This is a genomic window from Aquimarina muelleri DSM 19832, assembly GCF_000430665.1.
GTDB classification, from domain to species: Bacteria; Bacteroidota; Bacteroidia; order Flavobacteriales; family Flavobacteriaceae; genus Aquimarina; species Aquimarina muelleri.
Map to the genome: position 1 here is coordinate 61,152 of NZ_AUML01000025.1, position 20,705 is coordinate 81,856.

Annotated in this window: 10 protein-coding genes; 1 reads left to right on the plus strand and 9 read right to left on the minus strand. The window is 32.0% G+C overall.

Annotated elements, in window-relative coordinates; translation table 11 throughout:
* The 9 genes from H527_RS24585 to H527_RS21900 form a co-directional block, all read right to left on the minus strand.
* Complete coding sequence (locus tag H527_RS24585) at nucleotides 1–5,094, minus strand: hypothetical protein (RefSeq protein WP_229809288.1); 5,094 nt, start codon at nucleotides 5,092–5,094, stop codon at nucleotides 1–3.
* A gap of 20 nt (nucleotides 5,095–5,114) precedes the next feature.
* Entirely contained in the window at nucleotides 5,115–5,246 is a 132-nt protein-coding gene (locus H527_RS24695) for a hypothetical protein (RefSeq protein WP_262891757.1), read from the minus strand.
* A 12-nt stretch (nucleotides 5,247–5,258) separates the two neighbouring features.
* Nucleotides 5,259–5,555: a hypothetical protein gene (locus H527_RS0111210; RefSeq protein WP_027412805.1), complete on the minus strand. Its 297-nt coding sequence runs from the start codon at nucleotides 5,553–5,555 to the stop codon at nucleotides 5,259–5,261.
* Between the two features lie 6 nt (nucleotides 5,556–5,561).
* On the minus strand, nucleotides 5,562–7,763 hold the full coding sequence (locus tag H527_RS0111215; protein ID WP_027412806.1) for a fibronectin type III domain-containing protein: 2,202 nt from the start codon (nucleotides 7,761–7,763) through the stop codon (nucleotides 5,562–5,564).
* Between the two features lie 51 nt (nucleotides 7,764–7,814).
* A complete protein-coding gene (locus H527_RS0111220) occupies nucleotides 7,815–9,167 on the minus strand; it encodes a PKD domain-containing protein (protein WP_027412807.1) in 1,353 nt (450 codons plus the stop codon).
* Nucleotides 9,168–9,256: 89 nt separating this feature from the next.
* Nucleotides 9,257–9,616, minus strand: a complete 360-nt coding sequence (locus tag H527_RS24400; RefSeq protein ID WP_027412808.1) for a four helix bundle protein — start codon at nucleotides 9,614–9,616, stop codon at nucleotides 9,257–9,259.
* A gap of 144 nt (nucleotides 9,617–9,760) precedes the next feature.
* Nucleotides 9,761–13,189, minus strand: coding sequence for a T9SS type A sorting domain-containing protein (locus H527_RS0111230; RefSeq protein WP_027412809.1), 3,429 nt, complete (start codon nucleotides 13,187–13,189; stop codon nucleotides 9,761–9,763).
* A 3-nt stretch (nucleotides 13,190–13,192) separates the two neighbouring features.
* Nucleotides 13,193–15,295: a fibronectin type III domain-containing protein gene (locus H527_RS0111235; protein WP_229809289.1), complete on the minus strand. Its 2,103-nt coding sequence runs from the start codon at nucleotides 15,293–15,295 to the stop codon at nucleotides 13,193–13,195.
* A 72-nt stretch (nucleotides 15,296–15,367) separates the two neighbouring features.
* Nucleotides 15,368–20,152 (minus strand): hypothetical protein, encoded by a 4,785-nt coding sequence (locus H527_RS21900; protein ID WP_051316730.1) that lies wholly within the window; start codon nucleotides 20,150–20,152, stop codon nucleotides 15,368–15,370.
* A gap of 333 nt (nucleotides 20,153–20,485) precedes the next feature.
* On the opposite strand from H527_RS21900, the gene H527_RS0111245 reads away from it, so the two are divergent.
* The coding region (locus tag H527_RS0111245) for a DUF4372 domain-containing protein (RefSeq protein WP_027412811.1) at nucleotides 20,486–20,705 on the plus strand (220 nt) is incomplete at its 3' end.

The window sequence follows — 20,705 nt, forward strand, 5'->3', positions numbered from 1 at the left end:
TTATTTAAAATTTAATTTATTCATATCTAAAACTTCTCCAAAACTATCATTTCCATCGCTAATAATTTTAAATACATCTTCTCTATAAATTCTAATCTCAGATCCCTGAACAAAAGATTCATCTGGTAAATCAAACTTATTTAGTTCTCCTTTGGTACTTCTTACTTCAAATTTAATATACTTTTTATTAGGATTATTCTTAAATATATCAATCAATTCACTTTTCTGATTAGGTGTCCAAGGAGAACCTATACTTAATTTACTATCGTTTATTACGGCTCTAAAATAATCTATTTCTAAAACTTCATCAAACTGTTTTGTAATAAACAAATCATCTGCAATAACTACTTTAGAACTTCCTTTTATATATATCTGAGTAAGATGTTTATATCCGTTTTGAAATAGTGTTTTAAATGGTTCTTTTGTTTTTATAAGCCCCGTAACAAGTGTTTCAAAATCTTTTCCTTTTTTAGTTACAACCTTAAAGAAATTAGCTTTTGACCATTTTGTCCATAGACTTCCTCCATTTTTAGAAATTTCAAAAGCATAAGCGGGGTTTTCTTTTAAAAGTTTCCATGCATCAATATCATCTGCACCTTGCAATAATCCTTTTAATTCTGCCCCATTACTTGTTGAAAGCAAATCCTTATCCAAAAGTTTCCAATTATCAGCACCTAATTCTTCTATTTTTTTTAATAAACCATTGTCTGTTGCATCATCTAAGCTATTTATCCAGGTTCGCAAAGATGTATGCGAATCCTCTATTTTTGCAAGTAACCCAGTTTTTCCTATCGAACTATTAACAGCCTTAGAAAACTTAATCGAAATACTTGTAAAAGATCCTGGTTGCCCTGTTTTATTAATTATTTCTAAATTATCAAAACCTAATTCCTTTTTCCATTGTCCTGCTTTGGTTTCAAAAATAATTCTTTTAAGATCCTCAATACTATAGCTTCCTTTTGGGGATTCTTTTATTAACTTATTTAATGCATTAAGATTGCCGTCTAAACCTGGCCCTGCTATCCAATCTGTTTTTATGGATTCTACAGGTCCCTTACCTGCTGATTTTAATACATCCTCTATATGGCTTAAAAGTTTGTTATGTACATTTTTACCTATACCATACCTAATAAATTTATCCGCAGTTTCTTCAACTACAGTAACTGTTAATTCTACTTGATTTTCTACATTGGTAAGCCAAATACTACCCATTTCTTTTCCGGTTGCATGCTTTATTTGAAAAACACCTTCTCCATCGGCTACAACATCAAGTGTATTTTGTATTTTATTTACAAATTGTTTGGTTCTAATACCCGTGTCTGCACCGTCTGCTACAACAGTGATTGTACGTGTTTGTTCTCCTGCTTCATCAATAAATTTTACATTTTCAAAAATGGCATCAGCACCATCTTCAAGTTTAGCAATCTCTCCTTCTTGAAGTACTCTTAAATCAGAAAGTTTACCTTGTTCATCAACTTTAGCTAATACTTTTCCATCAACTTTAATTACCAAAAATTTATCTACAATTTCTGTCTTAAATTTTTTAGGTAATCTACTAAGTCCTTTTACGCTTGAAAAATAGAATGTTTTGCTTAATGCTAGTGTTTTATCATATAAAAGCCTTGCAGAAGCAGGTGCATTTGTAATCTTTATACGCTGCTGCGCCAGCAAATTTTGTACTTTCTTAAACTCCTCATTAAACTTAACAGGAGTTGCTGCTTTTATTTTTTCGAGCGATTGTAAGAGTACTTTACCATCAATGTCTATTTTATATCCTTTAAACGATGGAATATCATCTACGAACTTCATCCCTGCAGAGGCAAGATCAGTAACCACATTACCAACTTTTTGAGTAATCTTTACTATGCCAGGTAATGCTGCTGGCAACGTAGCTATTCCAAAAATCATATTAGTAGTTTCGATCCCTTCGATAAAATCGTTTCCTAAAGCATCTTTTAATTCGTCTTCGTTAACTGCTATAATAGCATCGGTAGTTGCAAAAACAATTTCTGCTCCTGCCAAAAATTTTGCTGCAAAGGCTGCTGATGTTCCTCCTGATGGAATAAAAGTAACAACAGACCCAGCTATTACTACTGCATCTAGCATTACTCTACCCACAACTGCATTTTGCTGAGCATTAATACTGTTGCTCATCCAAGCCAAATACATTGCTGGTACAGCTATAACAGTCCCTCTTTTAAATTCTACTTGATTTGTAATCTTCGTATCTGCTATAAACTCTACAATTATAAAATCTAAAGGTCCTAGTTTATCGGTATTAATTATAGTTTTTCTATTTCCAGATTCATCTTGTATTGCAAGATTTACTTTTACAGAAGCAGAATTAGCAGTAAGTATAATATCAGAACTATATTCATAATCATTTTTACTATTTCCAACATTGTCTGTGAAATTTCCATTTCGTGCCATAGGAAAATAGCGTTCTGTATCTTTTTCAATATCAATTTTATCTATTTTACTTGTTTTTGCAGATAAATAATCTACATTAACAAGCATATGATCTTTTATACTTTTTGAAAGCTCTTTATTTGGATCTCCATATGCGATTCTCATTACGCCAGATAATTGTTCTATAAAATTGGTTGCATAACGATTATCTGTATTAAATATTTCTGTTAAACCTGAACTAGAAAGAATTCTCCAAACTTTTGAAAAGAGTAGGTACTGGTCTTTTTTTAAAGCCTCAATAATCGTTTCTGCATCTGAAAAATTTGTACCAAGATTATCAAAAATATAACCTATTAAACTTTCTGTATCATTAAAAAATATGCTATCATCCCCTTTATCCAAAGCGTATTGCAATAGGTCTAGCCTATCCTGCACTACACCGATACCATCTTCACTTAATAACTTAGCGTAATCGGAAATAAAAGCACTCATCAAGCTACTAGAGCTTAAGACTCCTTGATCCGTACATTTCTTCAAATATTCAAAATTCTTGATACCACTAGTAACATCTCCTTCATCATAAGTAAGAAAATTATAAATGGCTTTTTTATCGCCTTTTGAAGAAATATTCTTAAAGATATTTACAACTAATTGTTCTTCGATGTCAGTTAAAGAAAGAACATTCGCATCTTTATTAATTGCCCATTTGGCAAGTTCAATTCTTATATTTACTGCATTATTTTTACTTAATATTTTGGTAACTCCATCATAAAATATATCAGAATACAAATTATAATCATTGTCATTAGAATTTTTGATTATCTTTTTGAAGTTATCTAAAGGTGCTTCGCCAGCGATTAAGAAATCATAAATCTTATTTGTGTTTTCAGGAATATTACTAAACATTCTAAATGTTAACGCTCTTATTACCTTTCTTTGAGGTTCTTGTAAAACAAGAAAATTAGGAGTACTAAAAAAAGATATATCTAGCATTTTTAAAAAAGCTTCCTGATCATTTCTGGTAGCAAATAGCTCGCCAAGACTATCTCCAAAAACTCTAAGATCCTCTTCTATATGATTAGAATTAACATTAGAGGTAACTAAATCTATAATTTTAAATAAATTTTGATAATCCCCATTAGATCCTTTTAAATAATCGTGAAAATTATTATCTATTTGATCTGGGTTAAAGGAAATAATTTTTTTTAGAGCGGGAACTACATAATAAGGTCTAACAAGGTCTCCTGCTGATTTTTTATAATATTCATATAAAACATCTACTAAATAGGCTCTTTCTGCTTTTAAATAAGCCCCATCTTCTTGTAAGCAAATAAATAAAATCTCTCCTAAAAAAGAGGTATAATTATCTTTATCATCTGGATTAATAGATCTATCATCCATTTCTGATAATAATGTTTCTATTAATTCGTTTTTTCCGTCTGTACCTCTAAAATCGTTAAAAAGTTTACCATAATCTTTACTCTTTATGTTATGTAAAAGGTATAACACAACAGCTTCTCCTTTTTCATTTATACTCTCTTTTGCAATATTCTTAATTGCTTTTATAATATAAGAGTAATCTACCTTTTTTAAAACATCCGAACAAAGTATTCTGGTTGTAGAAATAATTTTATCAATATCTGGATTTGTAGCATTAACTGCTGCTATAAACTTATCTTTTTGACTTTTACCTTCGGTATCACTTAAACCTGCACATTTGCTATTGTTAATCATACCATCTAAAATCTCTTTTAAGAATTGAGATTCTGGCAAATCTGCCCCAGACAAATAATTATACCACGCATTTATTCGTTTATGATTATTATCCCCACTGGTACTGGATAAATTTGCATGATGAGCTTTTAGTAGATCTGCATCTATTTTTGGAACTTCTTTTCCTTTTAAATAATGTGCAAAAGACCACCAGGAAACATTTGCTTTATTTGCACTATCTCCTTTTTTTCCTTTTAAAATTGCAAAATAATATCGGGATAGTGCTATGGCACCAGAAGTACCTGCATTACTAAGCGTTTTTCTAATTAGTGCGCTACTTTTTTGATCTGATTCTCCATTTTTTTTAAAAAACTCTTTTAATGTTTCGTATGTTTCTGATGCTGCCGCATTTTGGTTTTCTGTAGAGTTATCGAATGCTTTGTTATAATATTCTTTTAATTGTTCGGTAGTTGCAGAAGAGACTTTATATTTACCTCTAAACGGAAAAAAAGGTGCTATAATAGCTTTTTTTCGGTTTGCTACTCCGTAATAAATTAATGGTTTTTTCTCTTTTAATAATTTATCATTAACCTCATTTAATTTATTATTAAGCTGTTCTATATTTAAAGGGCTATTTTCTGCTCCTAAATCTGTTAAATCTAATTGATCTTCTAAGTACCCTGAGAAAAGATTTGGATTAAATGTATGGTCTCCTACAACATATACATACCAATTCTTAGCATTTTTATGCTCTGCTACATTTTTCTTATTATAGTTGATTAGAAATTCTAGTTGATTGGCTATACCAATATTTACTTCTTCTATAGTTTTAAAGTCAACTTTTCTAGTAATTGGCTCTTTATCATTTGCAAAAACAATTTCCTGCACTCCTAAAAAGAATACTATTGTGCAAAAAAACTTAAACATTGCTTTTGTATATTTTATAGACATATTATGTTTTTTATATATCATAGTTTTTTTAAAATCTTACTTTAAAATCTCCCTCCCCAGTTTGCCGTTTTAATAAACTGACAGGTTTCTAAATCTAAATATTGAAATTCAAAATATGCTCCTCCGTCTGAGATCACAATTTCTGCATATTCTTGTCCCTCTATTGTTTTCATTTTGGTAAAACTTTATAAAAAGCCTTGTTGTGGTTTTTCTTCTATAAGTTTTCCCCAAAAATTCTTTACTTTATCTTTATGCAGATGGATAATCCATACTTCTCTTTCTGGTTTAGAATATTCTTCATTCTTTATACCATGTATCATCTTTTCAGATTTAAAACAAGGTGCTTCTATCCAACACTTTAATGTTTCATCACTATAATACAATGCAGCATTTTTAGGGTGCTTATGTTTTGAGTTCTTACCATAAATAATAAGTTTTAAATTATTTGGTAGTTCATATTCTCCATTTTCATGTACCTGCATATCGTTTTATTTTTCCAAATAATTATATTTATACTTATCTATAAGCCCTTTTAAGGCTTTTTCTATAGACTCTACCAATAGGTTAATTGTATTATCTTCAGAATCTCCTTGATCCTGGGATTGTTTCATTATTTTTGGCAGATCAATTTCTATTTCTAAAGCTTTGTCTATAAAATTCCTAACGGTTTCTTTATCTTCTTTATTTTCGGCTATAGATTTAGAAAAGAAATATAAATGATACTTTTCTTGTACATCAAAAGCCTGTATAACCTCTTCAGGAATAGTACTTATTTCGATTTCCTCTTCAAATTCAAATCCTTCTTCTATGACACCCTCTTGATCTTCTTGCGATGCTCCTTCTGTTGTGGTAGATGAACTAAAATTATATACTGCATCATACGAGCTTACCAAGTTCGATTCTTGAGATTTATTTTGTCTGTAATATTTTTCTATTGCTTTAATTATTAAGTCTGATATTTTATCTTTAACATCTTCTAACTTGTCTGCTATTTCATTATTTAAAGCATCTATCTGATCTTGTACTTTTTTCTTTTCTTCTTCTGTTTCTGCTGAATCCAGCTGATCCTCAAGAGTATTCATTTGATCACTCATCTCTTGTAAATCTTTTATTTCGTCTGCTGGCAAATCTCCTTTTATTTTATCTAATACAGCATCTATATCTTCTCCTGTTAATTCTCCTTCTCTAATTTTATCTACTATATCTTCCAAAACATCCAAAATACCTTCAGTAAGATCGATAACTGCATCAATCTCATTACTAATATCATCTACTCCTCCCCAATTTTCATCATAATCGGTTACTACGACCCCATCTAATAATTGGTAATCACTATTAATTTGAATATTATCAAAACTAACTTTAAGTCTGGTATCTTGTAAATAAGGCACTATAATGTATCCCCATCCTGAAAAAGATCCGTTAGTTCCTTCGACTTCTTTTACCGTTACCGGAAAATCTCCTGCTGTAAATGTTTCGTTTACTACTAATTGTGATAATGGATCTTGGTTTGTTATTATAATTTCTGGGGTTATACCGCAATTATAAGTAGACTCTTCATCTGGAGTTAATGTTGTTGTAAATTCATAAATCTGTGAATAGGTATATGGTCCGTTATCTAAACACTGCCCTCCCACTCTAAATTCATAAGTTGTTCCTGGCTCCAGATTATAGACTGTAGTATATTCATTTATGGTACCACCATCAAACCAAATGGCATTTTCTGCCTCTTTTTTGCGATACTGTACATTATAACGTATATGCTCTACTCCCTGCCAAAGAATTTTTTGTGTAGTTGTATTTTTAGACTCCGCTAATATATACTCAGGTTCTGCACAACTACCTGTGTAGGTAAAATAATAAATCTCACTATATCCATTATTTTTAAATACCGAAGTTTCACTTATACCATCACTTACCATTGCTTTTACTCGCCAACCATATGTTTTATCTGGTAGTAAAGAGGTTTCTCCTGGCCCATATAATAAAGTAGTTGCAAAAGTATTGGTTTGGTATAAAGGGCGACTAGCCAAAAATGCTGCTTGAGGATCCATTTGGTTGTCCCAAAGTTCTGCTAATGTAAATTCATATTCTACATTGGTAGCATTTAAATGTCTTGGAGTCCATTGAAAAATAATATTTTGAGGATCACGCATTAATACCTGCTCTCCTCTATTGGGTAAGTTTAAAAATGGAGGGTCGTTAAGAACCAGATATACTGATGTACAGCTTTTACGAGAGATTTGTTGCCCTGATTTTGCATCATACACTTCGAAACAAAAACGATACAATCCCTCTGGTAGAGGCACACTATATTGCTGAGGACTAATCCCTCTTAAGTTTTGAAATTCAAAATAGGCTTGTAAATCCAAATTAGATAATCGTAATGGTACTCCCCCATCTAAAAAAATAGGATTTGCACCAATAACCACATCTGTACTTTGTATAGATAATCCTGCATTATTTTCTACAAAGAATTTTAAATTAACTTGTCTATTAGATTCTGTAATATCAGTTAGTAATAAATTAAGAATAATTTTATCGGATACAGAAGTACTATACTCTGACAGTTTTAAACTATATGGCGGTATAACTTGCGGAGTAATATTTACTGGAAAAACCTGTGACCACACCGTAGATGAGATACATACCATGAACAGTATTAGATAATATGTGTGTGTTTTTTGCATAAAAAATTTAGTCTCTAAAAGCGATTTTCTTAAATATGAAGTCGCAAATCATTATCTACTTTCTTTTTGAATTTTTATATCTACTAGTATATACGAGTTTTGTCCGTCGTCTACAAAATCTTTGATTTTAATTGCTCCCTTTTTTCCTTCTTGGGTCTGAAAAAGAACGATTCTTGGCTGCATAGTGTTATCAAAATCCTGCAATCCTCCTGAGGTTTCTTGTATTGTTAAACTATTTAATAATACGTCATCTTGCATCATATCGTATTGCGAAACCGATAAAGATGCTGTACAACCGCATAACTCTTGCGAATTGATAAAAATAGTGCTTTTAGGATTCTGAAACACATCAAAAGTAGTTTCGGAAATTTTATGTGGGCTTACAAATCGATTACGACTAAAAGCACTGCTTAGTCCAAAAAAAACAAGATCGATACGTTGTTCTATTTCTGGGGTTACTTCTTGGTTCGTATATACTTTACGATCTATAATACTATAAAAACTACCTCTAGTATTGGAACTATGTGCTGTGTTTATTCCTAATTTTATATCTTTTATTTCTCTTAGATTGGTATTTCTAAAAAACTCTATTTCCTTACGCACTACCTTTGTTTCTTTACCATTAAATGTGGTTAGAATGATGGAATGTTTCCCTTCTTGTGTAAAAATAACTTCTGGATTCTCTTCTGTAGAGGTTAGTATGGAAGCTCCTTCAAAATCCCACTGATACTCTGTAGCACTAATGGATGTGTTTTTAAATTGAATACGTGCTGGCACCTGATAATCATCATCCTCAAAAGCGACAGTATGCTCAAAATCGGAAACTAAAAAAGGAGCTACGGTAACTGTTTTTTGTAGATTATACATTTCTCTTCCATTACTTATTTCTAAAGTGATTTTATGCTCGCCTGGTTCTGTAAAAGTTACTTTTCCCGGATCTTTAACCAAAGATGTTGCTGGAGCACCTCCTTCAAAAGTCCATGAAAAAGTATCTGCGCCAGAGGAATTGTTTTGTATGGCGTATGTAGCAGGAGAAAAATTATCTACCAAATTAGTAATTTCAAAATCAATTACTACCGGATCATCTATTTGTATCTCTATAACCTTTGTATCTCTGGATCCATCTTGGTTACTTGCGGTAAGTTCTATTTTATATACTCCTTTTGCGTCGTATTGTATTACACCAGGGTTACGACTTACGGATCTGGATGGTACTCCTCCTTCAAAACTCCATTCGTAATCTTCTCCTCCTTCGGTTCTATTAAAAAATACTATTTGTACAGGTATAGAGAAATCCTCATTAAATACCTCATATTCAAAATCTACAACAACTGGTACTATTTCTTCTTTAGCGCAACCTTCCAGAAGTACTAGTGAAATTAATATGTAAATTATTTTATTCATTTTTTTTGTTTAAAGAATCTAAGACTCAAAGATTCAAAGACTCAGAGATACAAAGGCTCTAAGACACAAAGATGTTTGAGATTCTGCCATTATATGGAACTTTCCACTTTTCTGTTATAACTGGATAGCATACGTTCTAATTCTCTTGTTTCTTCATACATAGTTTCAAATTTATCTTCACTTATATATTTTAAATTTTTTGAAATCTGTAATTGCGTTTGTACCTCAAATAGTGAACTCATAGCAATATTCAAAAATCTTAAATATTCTTTTTTACCCTTTCTACCATACCCTTCGGCAATATTACTTGGTATAGAAATACACGCTCTTCTTATCTGAGAAGTCAGTCCATAAATTTCTTCTTTTGGAAAATCATTAGTATCTCTATACACTTTTGTCACAATATCCATTGCTTTCTCCCAAATTTTTAAATCTCTAAATGTGCTCATTACTATCTGATCTTTTAATTTCAAAGAATCTAAGAACCTAAGAGTCAAAGACACTAAGTTTTTTCTCTGTTTCTTTGAATCCCTGTTTCTTTGCTTCTCTGCATCGTAGATTCTCTGTTTCTTATCTCCATCTCACAAAGTCCTCTACTCAAATACTAATTTACGAGTTGCTGTTCCTTTTGGTGTTTCTAACAGTAGTAAATACACTCCTGCAGGTAATGCTATGGAATAATCCAGTAAAAAATCTCTATTATTTTTTTCTGACCTCTCACTCATAGTTGCTCCAGACATTAGATTTATTATTTTAACTGTTATATTAGAATCTTCTGCTAAACTAATTTTTGTCTTAAAAACTCCATTATTAGGATTTGGATACACTATAAACTCTTCAATGAACTCTCCTTGAGAAGTAAAAATTTCTGGCGATTTTATAGCAGGTTGTACTAAAATAGTTTTTGCAAAATCCTGATAACAATCTTTTTGATACGATCTTAGATTAATATCGTAAGGGCCTTCTTGATCAAACTTAAGTATTAATTTCTCTTTACTTTCTGAAATAACTTCTACTCCGTCTGGTATTGTCCACTCTATCTTTTCTCCCATAGGCTCACTTACATTCACCAAAATCACTTCTTCATCCGTATATGTTTGGGTTGTAATCAAGAAATCAGAATCTATTGGAATATCCAAAACTTCGACTTCTATATCTTTAATTCCGATACAGCCAAGACTACTTGTTATAGTCGCTACATATCTTCCTGCTTTGGTTATTTCTACGGCACTATCTGTACTTGCAAATCCATTTTGACTAGACCAAGAATAAGTTGCTCCTGGATCATTAATTGCAATATCTAAATATAAAAACTGATCATTACAAAGAGATCTATTGTCTTCTAAGTTAACTATAATAGGTTCCGGATCTGTAAGTTGTATTTCATAAAATGCTTTACACTCTTTATTATCTATGACTTCAATCTTATAGATGCCAGAAGTTAAACCATCTATAGATGTTGTTGTATTACTTGTATTCCAGCTATAGCTATAAGGAGGGTTTCCTCCCGTTACCTCTACTTCAATTTTTCCATCATTTCCTTGAAAACAGGTTGGGTTTATTATAGATACAGAATTAATTTCTAATCCATTTGGTTGTACTATTTTAACTCTTCCTTCTATCTGACATCCTTTAGCATCTGTTACAAAAACCAAATAGGTACCTGAAAAAAGATTTTGAATGGTTGCTGTAGTTTTTCCATTACTCCATTCGTAGGTATATGGACTTGTTCCTCCAGTAACAATAACTGTTGCTTGTGCATCGTCTCCATTAGCACAGGTTACTACTGTATTTGTAAAAGATATTTCTAATTTATCTGGTTGTGGTAAATATTTAGTACTATCTATTTCGGTAACTACTCTATATTCCCTAGACCCATCTGGGCTAATAAATTCTTCGTAAGTAGCCAGTATAATTCCATTTTTATCTTCTACATTTAATGCATAAGTACCAACACTTTGGTTTTCAATAATACTATCATTTACTGCTATATCTTGCCATACACCTCCTATATTTTTTTTCCATCGATAGCAATACGGCATAAAATTAGCTCTACATTCTCCTGTATTGGCAATGGTATTATCAAAAGCCACCCCTCCTTTTACATGTGCTACTAATGCTCCATCTTGAAATTGATCTGGTATCCCCAAAGGGTCATTAAAATCTACTCCGTTGCTATATTCATTATCTATATTACAAGAAATCGGATTATAAATTTCTATTGCCACCTCTAGAGGATCAGGTTCTCCCAAATTATATTCTATGTCTACCAAAAAGCATCCTTCTTTGTCTATCGCAGGATTGAAGTTTGCATCCCAAGCGCTTAGCTTATAAACTCCTTTACCTATAGAATGTAATAGTACTTGATACCCTTGATTTCCTGGCAATACGTTTGTTATTGTAGACGTAAGAACTTCTCCTGCTTGATTTTTCCATTCAAAAGTATAGCTTCCATCATTTAATGGTGTTCCTCCAAAAATTCTGGCACTAATTCTTCCATCCTCAAAACCAAAAGCTCTTGGTTCATTAATAAGTGTAAGTTCTAAATCCACAGGAGCATCTGGTTCGTCTATTACAACTTCTTTTACTATAACATCTCCCAGTTTAATTTCACCTCCTACATCTATCTGATCTTTGGCTTCACATTCATTAGCATCTCGTATTTTTATTTCATAGGTATTGGCAGAAAGTCCTGAAATGGTATGTGTAAATTGTGATGAAAATGATATCCACTTGGTTTCATCCCAGACTTCTCCTTTAAGTCTTACAAGATATTCATATCCTTCAACACCACCTTGTGCTACTAAATCTATAGTGCCATCGCTTCCATTTATACACCATACATCTACTTTGTTCGCATCCTCATTAGGCTCTCCTACAAATGCAACGGGTGTTGGTCTTTGTATTTCAAACTCTCTGGAATGATCCGGGCCTTCAGTATAATAATTTATACTGTTATAGAAACCCAGTACATCTACTCGAAATCCTATCCCCGGTGTACTTGCTGGTAATCCACTTATGGTATGTGTATTTCCTGACCCAAAAGAAGTTATATTATCATCGTTTTTTACTACACTAGGGGCTCTAAGATCAATTACTGAAAAATATACATCATCTTTTAAAGGATCTAAGGGTCTGTCAAAAGTTAGTGTAATAGAACCATCGCCATCGCCATTACCACTATCATCAATAGAATCATAACAGGTAACATCTTTTGTACTAATAGCAATGATATGTGGTGCAGATTTTCTTACTTGGTATCCAATTATATTAGAAGTTTCCTGATTACAGGATTGAATTCGAAAGAAAATTTCTTCGCCTATTATATCTTCGGTTAAAAAGTCTTTTAATACAATAGAAGCATTTTGATCATTAGGAATACTTAACTCAAACCAATCATATTTTGGGCGGGTACAAAAACGTGGCGGAAAAAAATCACATAAATACTGTTCTACTCCGTTTTCAATACCATATTGCCAATTGTATACGCTATTATTATAATTAGCAGATGCTGTTATGTTTATAGGGTCTTCATATCCCGCCAAATTTGAAGCTGTCGCTCTAGAAACTTCTGGTACGGATATCGCTTCTAAAGTAAAACTAATTCGTTGTCGTAAATCACTATCATGATTATGAACAATATTAAAGGATTTTATGCTACATGGATCCAAGGGGATATCTATTTTTTGAGTTCTTTCTACATTTTTTCCTTTTCTACAACTAGTTGAAACAACTTCGTCAGCAGCATCACGAGCAAACGCATATAACTCTACCCGTTCTACAATTCCATTAAGAATATAGTTACCATTACCGGTTCCTTTAATAAAACTACCTTTTTCATAACTAATAAACTGCTCTGATCCACCTCCTTTAAAAAAAGCGGTTACTTGTATAAGTTCTGCACAACGTCGATCTCCAAAATAAGCGTAATAATCATAATCTCTAACCTTAATAACTGTTTGCTGACCATAAAAGGTTACAGAAAATAATATTACCAAAATGATGGTTATATATTTTTTCATAATTTAAAAAATTACTTCTTTTGTTTCTATTTTAGAATGATTCCCTTTACTTGTAACCACTTTAATACTATACACATAAGTGTTTCCTGGAGATATAAAACTATCCACAATCTCGTTGGTTACATTAGGCATTTGTTTAAACAAAACAGGCTTACCATCTTTTTTTGACTTATAGATTATAATTTCGAGTACATCTTTTGGCATTTTTCGCCAAGAAATCAAAATATTTTTATTTACTCTATCTGCTATTAACGAAAATCCTTTTATTAATTCTTCATTAGTAGATTTTTGACTTGTAATTGTTACTGGTGTTGAGGGTATTGACTGTAAACCACTTTGATCTTCTGCAAAAATTGCATATCGATACTGTACTCCAGGCTTTAATTTATCATCTTTAAAATTAGTTATCGTATCTGTTTTAAAAACCAACTGCCATCCTTTTTCAGAATCTTCTATACTCTGTCTATACAGTTTATGCTCTGCTACATCATCACTTGTACTATTAATCCATTGTAATTGTACTCCATCTCGATTAACTTTATATCCTTTAAAAATAGGTGAAGAAGGCGGAACAATATCTGGTTTTTTAAGACTTAGTTTTTCTGAATAATCAGACATATTAAATCGTTTATCTACTGCTACTATTTGATAAAAAACAGTGCTATTTAAAGATTTAACTTGTACCGTATCTACAAACGAATTTTGAGTAATAGGGTCTATGGTTATTTGTGATACTTCTTCTTTTTCCAGATTACCACGAAATATCCTATATCCTAAGATATCCTTTTCTATATTAGCTTCCCATTTTAATTTCACTACTCCTAACGTATCTACAACTCCTACCAAACCGATTGGCATATTAGGAGGTATGGAATCAATAGTTTGTACAAATGCTGTTAAGGATGTTGTTTTTTGATTATTTTTACCTATTGCTGCTATTCTAAAATAGTTAGATGGTTCTGGTTCTGGATAGGTTATCTTTCTGCTATTAGTAGGTATATCTGTTTTTACTACTTTATACGGTCCTTTTTCTTGAGCTGCCCAATTTAACTCAAATCCTGTGATTTCTGTTTCTGCTGTTTCTGCAAAATCCCATTTAATAATAACATTACCCAAGGCATCAAATTCATGTCTGGATATATGAGGTACAGAGGATAATTTTTTAACGCCTTGTGCAGATACTATTTTAGATGGTTGCCCTTCTTCTCCAAAAGGAGAAATCCCAATAACTCTATATTGATATGTTTTATTATTTTGTGATAAGGTATCTACATAAAACATTCTTCGAGATGGGGTTTCTGGTTTATCGTTAAGGTTTACCAAAGGAGTATCTCCCAATCTTTTAAAATCTTTTCCATTCTCTGATCTTTCTAAAAAATATGCGTTATATATAGGTTTAAACAGTGCATATTCCCAAGTAAGTAATATACTTTTATCCCCAGACACTGCTATAAGATCTATAGGCTGTGGTAAAGGGTCTGTAGGAATTACTTTTACTGTAATAATCCCAGGTTCTATTTTTAATAACTCTTCTGGAACTTTAGATACAATCTTATAAAGATATTCTTCATTTAATATAATATCTGTATCCTCATAGCCTAATGCAGCCATTTTTGCTGCTTCAAAGTTTAAATCTGCAGCAAATAAAGCAAATGAAAAGCGTTGCTCTATCTCTTTGGATTTATTAATAATCTGAGCTAACCCTCCTTGCATTTGCTCTACTTCAAAACTCTCTCCATATAGTGCTTGGGCTAAAATAGCTGCATAATCATTTTGTTCTACTTTATCTTGCCATTCTTCTAAAGGTAATGGTAATAAAGGAACTGTAGTGATTATTTTCTTTTCAGGAGGACTTAATAGCTCTCCATTACGCAAAACCGTATATCTTTCTATTTCATATCCATATTTATTTGTTCGTAACCAAGAAGATGGAGTACTGGATGCCCATCGTAAAAGAATTTTATCTCCTTGTACTCTTGCAAGTACCTTTATTTCACTATTACTATTGTTTTCCTGACTATAGCTAATAGAGCATAAACTACATAAGGCCACCATAATCATATAGTGATATGGTTTTTTAAATACTATTTTTTTTATTACTCTCAACTGTTTTTTCTTTTACTTTAATTTAGCAACCTTTACTTCTGTTTTTCTGTACAATAATATTTTTCTAATATATTATTGTCTAGCCAGAATAGGGTTTTTATACTTATAATTAGCTGAAGTTCCTTTTATTCCCCCAGGTAAGGTGTACTGCAACTGTATATTATATTTACCGTATAACATAAATTTATAATCCTCTGATATTATACTTAACTCTGAAGAGGTAGAAGGTATTACCCCATTCGCATAATCATTAATCACTCTATCTCTAATATCTAAATAATCTTGATAGTAGATATCTGGTAGATTATACCTAAATGGAAATCTTGTAGCTCTCCAGTTTAGATCTACATTATTCTCAAGACTTGTTAAATAATTACTTAATATAGGTAATGCTTTTTTTGGTATATATCCATACTCTAAAGGATCTCTGGTAATACTATAATTAGATCCTTGTGTATATTTTTGATATATAATAGGATTTATATCTTTTATAAAGTAATCGTCTTTTAAATCGGACTCTACTTCTACCAAGGCTTTATTTTCTGAATACTTATTCCCCGTTAACTCTACTAAATCAAACCCTTCATTGTTATCAATTTTTGAAGTTAAATAAACTACTATTGAATTTATTTTCCCCCAATTATCATCGTTAACCCTAATGCTCTTTATCTTATCTGCAAAAGTCTTATGCTTACTCGTTTTAAAATCATAAGTTAAGCGTTCTATTTCTCCTTCTTTAATAACATTTACGGCTTTATTTTGCTTTATTTCAATTGTGTTTTCATCTCCATAGTTTGTGGTGGTTGATGAAGACTCATTACGAAACGATCGTGTACGTGTATTTTTTGTTGAACTAATTACAGACATTTTATAATTTGTATCCTTCCCTACTTTAGGGAGTTTATAGGTTACTTTATTGTTTGATGTGTTATAATTAAAATCAGATTCTAATGCTGCTCCATTAGCATCCACATACTTTATAGTGCTTTTCCATTGATTACTATCAAAAAGGTAATCTTGTCCTCGAAAAAGCTGTATATAACCTGTTGCATACTCTTCTGGATAAAATAATTGTTGGTCTACTACAGGATATGAATATTGAATATTATGTAATGGAATATGATTTGGTGCTGTTCCTGTAGTAAAATTTCTTTCTTCTACCTCAATTGCTTTTTGACCATCTTCTAAAATTGTTTTAAAAGTCCCATCTATTTTTTCTTGAAAACTAACTTCTACTATTGCTTTTAATGTAGTGTCTGGTGGTAAAATATCATCTGATATAAATGTTACACGGTCGTTCATCTGTCCCCACTCTAAAGATCCTGTGATTTCTTTTCCAGTTTCGTCTGTAATACTAAATTTTTCAAGAATTACTTTATATATATTATCTCCATTATCTTCTGGTATAATAATAGGTTCATTAATCCTCATAGCAAATGCTGCTTGTGGTGCTGCAAAAACATCTATATCATCTCCTCCGTCTTTTGGAGTAACATCAGTAATCATTTTAATACCTCCTAAAGGAGATGAATTTTCTAATTCACATTCTTTTCCTATGGTTACTTTAAATCGGAAACTTCCGGATATTAATCCTCCTAATAAATTGTAGTATCCTCCTGCATATCCTCTAAACCAAAATGGATTAGGTCCTTTTCCTTGCATTAAGATAGCTGCTCCACCTTTAATAATAGGAATTTTTTTCTTTATAAAGAACAGTTTAATTCTAATCCCCAGTTCCCCTTGTAAATATGCGTACGATTGCCCATTAGCATACCATCCATTAATACCTATTTCATCGCCACTACCTACACAACGTGCATTTCCATAATCTTTTAGCATAATATCAAATCCTACACCTGCTTGAAAACGTGCATAAAGAATTAAAAAATTAATATCTCCTGTATCTATTTTAAAATCTGCACCAAAGGCAAACCCTCTACCTTCACCTAATGCATTTAGATCCCGCATATAATCTAATTCGTTTGCATCTAAACCTAATATTTCTGCGACTTCTGGAGGAGGGGGCGGACTGCCTGGTATTCGGTCTCCCATCATAAAGTATCCTCCTGTTTCTATAGCAAAAGAACCGACCCCCATTTTTAGTCCTAAACGATCTGTAGGGGTACCCATATGCACATACCATTCTTCTTTAGAAATATGAACAACTCCCCATCCTGCTCGACCATTAGATGCTCTTCCTTGTATTATCCCTCCTGCTACATTTACATACAAATCAAAAGTGGCATGAAACGAATCATTAACAAAATCGAACTCCATTCCCATTTTAGCACTAATTGCTGCTTCTCCAACAATCTCTGGCTTGTATTCTAAATCTGCTTTATCCAAAAATGTTTTTCCTGTCTTACTATCCATAACTCCCTGGATAAGTTCGTTATCTACCATCCCGCTAAGCTTTTCGGTAAGTTTACCTACAGGATTCGGAAAATCAAATGCTTTCATAAGTTGCGCTTCTCCAAATAACCCCAATCTATTTACACCTCCATGATTATTAAACTCTATTTCAAAACCAGCTCCTACTGCAATTGCGCTTTCGTCTCCTATAGATGCAAAAACCATCGCTTTTACTCCTAAACTAGAATTTTCATTAGGAATATAAGAAAGTCCAGAAGGGGAAAAATCTGGCCCTGCATTTGGTCTTCTGGTCATTTTATAAAATGCTCCTCCTGCAAATCCAGATATTTGTAATGGTCCTACCTGTATTTTCAACCCTTTCACTGAAGCATCTACATACCAGTATCTAAATTCATTTTTTCCAAAAATTGCTTTACAAGTAATTGGTCCAAAACTACCAAAAGTTCCTTCTATCTCTGCTGAAAAACCATCTCCGTATATTGGGTCATTATTCATGAGTTCTAATCCACCTGTAAGCTGGATAGCCCCCATGTTTGCTTCTATATTGATTCTGGAAAGATCTAATCGATCATATTTCCATCGTTGTTTATAGTTCTCTTCCTGAAACTTACCAAAAATCCCTAAACGAGCATCAGCAGCAAAACCTTTGCTTTCTTTACCCATTAAATTTATCATCAAATCAAATTCTATCCCTGCTTCATATTCATTAGACATAAAAGCAATATTGGCTATCGAGACTGGAAAATTTGCTATTTTCACTTCATCTTTGTACCCAAAATAATCTACTTGAATTACAGGAGAAACCGTTTGTAAAATAAGGTTTTGAAATTCTATACCTTTAAATTGTATGGTATGTTTTTCTTCTTTATCTCCTTCGCCTGTAGTATATGTTTGCCCTTCATTTGACAAGGATTTTTTTTGACTTGCAGAAATTGCCATCCGACCATTTAAAACAGCTTTGGGTCGAAAATTACCATCAATCACCATTAGCTCTACCGAAGAATTTGGTAGTAATTCTGCTTTTGCTTTAAACACATCAAAACTTAGAGTATCTAAAGTAGAGACTACCAAGCCATATTCATTTTCAGAAATAATACCTTTGTATCCTAAGCCCATTCTACCGTCTTCATTAGTACCAGTTGTACCATTTTGGTCTCCTTTATCTGAAATTGGAAGTAATATTTGTCCTTTAAAATCTGCTCCTATTAATCTATTAGATGCTAACTCTATCCCTATTTTATCTACAGAGTATGCCCAAGATTTTGATTCTGATGTTCTTCCTGATTTTAAAGGAATGATATTTTCTGCAGAAAAATACCCTGAAACCCCATAACTATCAATCAATAAATTTGCAGCCTCAAAAGTGATTCTACTCTTTTCTGAAATACTTTCTTGGGTTTTAAACTCTTGTGGAAGACCTACTTGCAAAGATTGTACATATACCCCTCTCCAAGTTTCTGCATTAGGTAATAATAGCCCTTCATCATAATAATGTTGTGGAAAATTGACATTTTCTGTCCTAAGGTCACTAAAATCAAAAACTGCCTGATTAACAGAAAACATGAATCTATCGGGCTGACTAGCCATAACGAAAGGAGAAAGACTTATTTCGACAATAAGATCATTCCAATCTGAAGCTACTGCCTTAAAAGCACCAGTTACTCTATTGGGTATTTGAATTGGGTCTTTAAGCGCTCCTTTATACGTTACTGTTTCTGGTAATGGTTGCCCTAACTCATCTACTGGCAAAATCATATTTCTGGAAAACTGCACCTCTCCTTCAATCCCCATTTCTTTTACCCCATCACAATTGATAGTGACAAAAGTTTTGTTTTGCGTATCTCCTGTTTTATAATCAAAACCTCCTTTGAGTATTAATAACCAATTGCCTCCATTAAATGGTATAAATATATCCCCTAATAAAACTAAATTAGCTTCTCCTATAATACCTCCCTGATGAGAAAGTTTAACATTGTTAGCTCCAAAAAAAAGTTCTATAGGTAAGCCATTCTCGTCTGATTGTGGTAGAATAACTTTAACAAAGACAGTAAGTTCTGTATACTCTTTGGTAAATCTTGCTTTGGTAAAACCTAACTGATATTCAACTTCATTAAGTTTGTGCTTAACCCCTACTGGTAATACCTGAATATCTTCATTCCTAAATGATGATATCCATCGCCCTGTACTATCTATTTCTTCAAAACCTGCTTTTGCTTCTGATTTAGAATCATTTACACTAGGCAAAGTAGCTGGAAATTCGTTATGTATATTTGAAAAAGTGAACTCTGGTGAGGTGATTTTATTAACCAGTTTTTGAATAGGAAATTTTTTATCTAATTCAGAAAAGTGAGTAAATTCAGCAGTATTTTGTTCTTTTAATACAGAACTATTATTTTTTACAGATAAAGAATCCTTTTCATTAGCTACAAGATTAAAAGAACATATACTAACGCTACATACAAGTAGAAATAACTTTATTTTCATAAAAAATTGTTAAAACTTAGATCTACAATATTACAAAAAAATGTTTAAAAACAGTATCTTATTTATGGCAAAAACACACTGTTCTATTTAATACTAAAGCCCCCTTAGATTCTTGAATATTTTTATTTTTTTTTTACAAAAAAAAGCTACTCTAAAATATTTTTTTTTAGAATAACTTTCCTGTATTTCATAAGACAAATCTACTAACTATTTTATTTTCAACTATATAAATTTATATTTTTTATCAATAGCGTCCTAAACGTAAAAAAGAGAAAGGGAAATTTGTTCCTCAAAGTTACCTTTGTGGTGCAACACAAAAAACACCTTTCTCCGATGCTAAATATAACTTTGTTTTCTCAAATAATCAGTAAACTAGATAAATCAAGATTCAAAAAACTAGTTAATTCTCACCAAAGCGACAAACATCAAAAAGGTTTTACTAGCTGGTCTCACTTGGTTTCAATGTTATTTTGTCAATTTGCTAATAGCCAATCTGTACGTGATATAAGTAATGGTCTTCGTTCTGCAACGGGTAATCTGAATCATTTAGGGA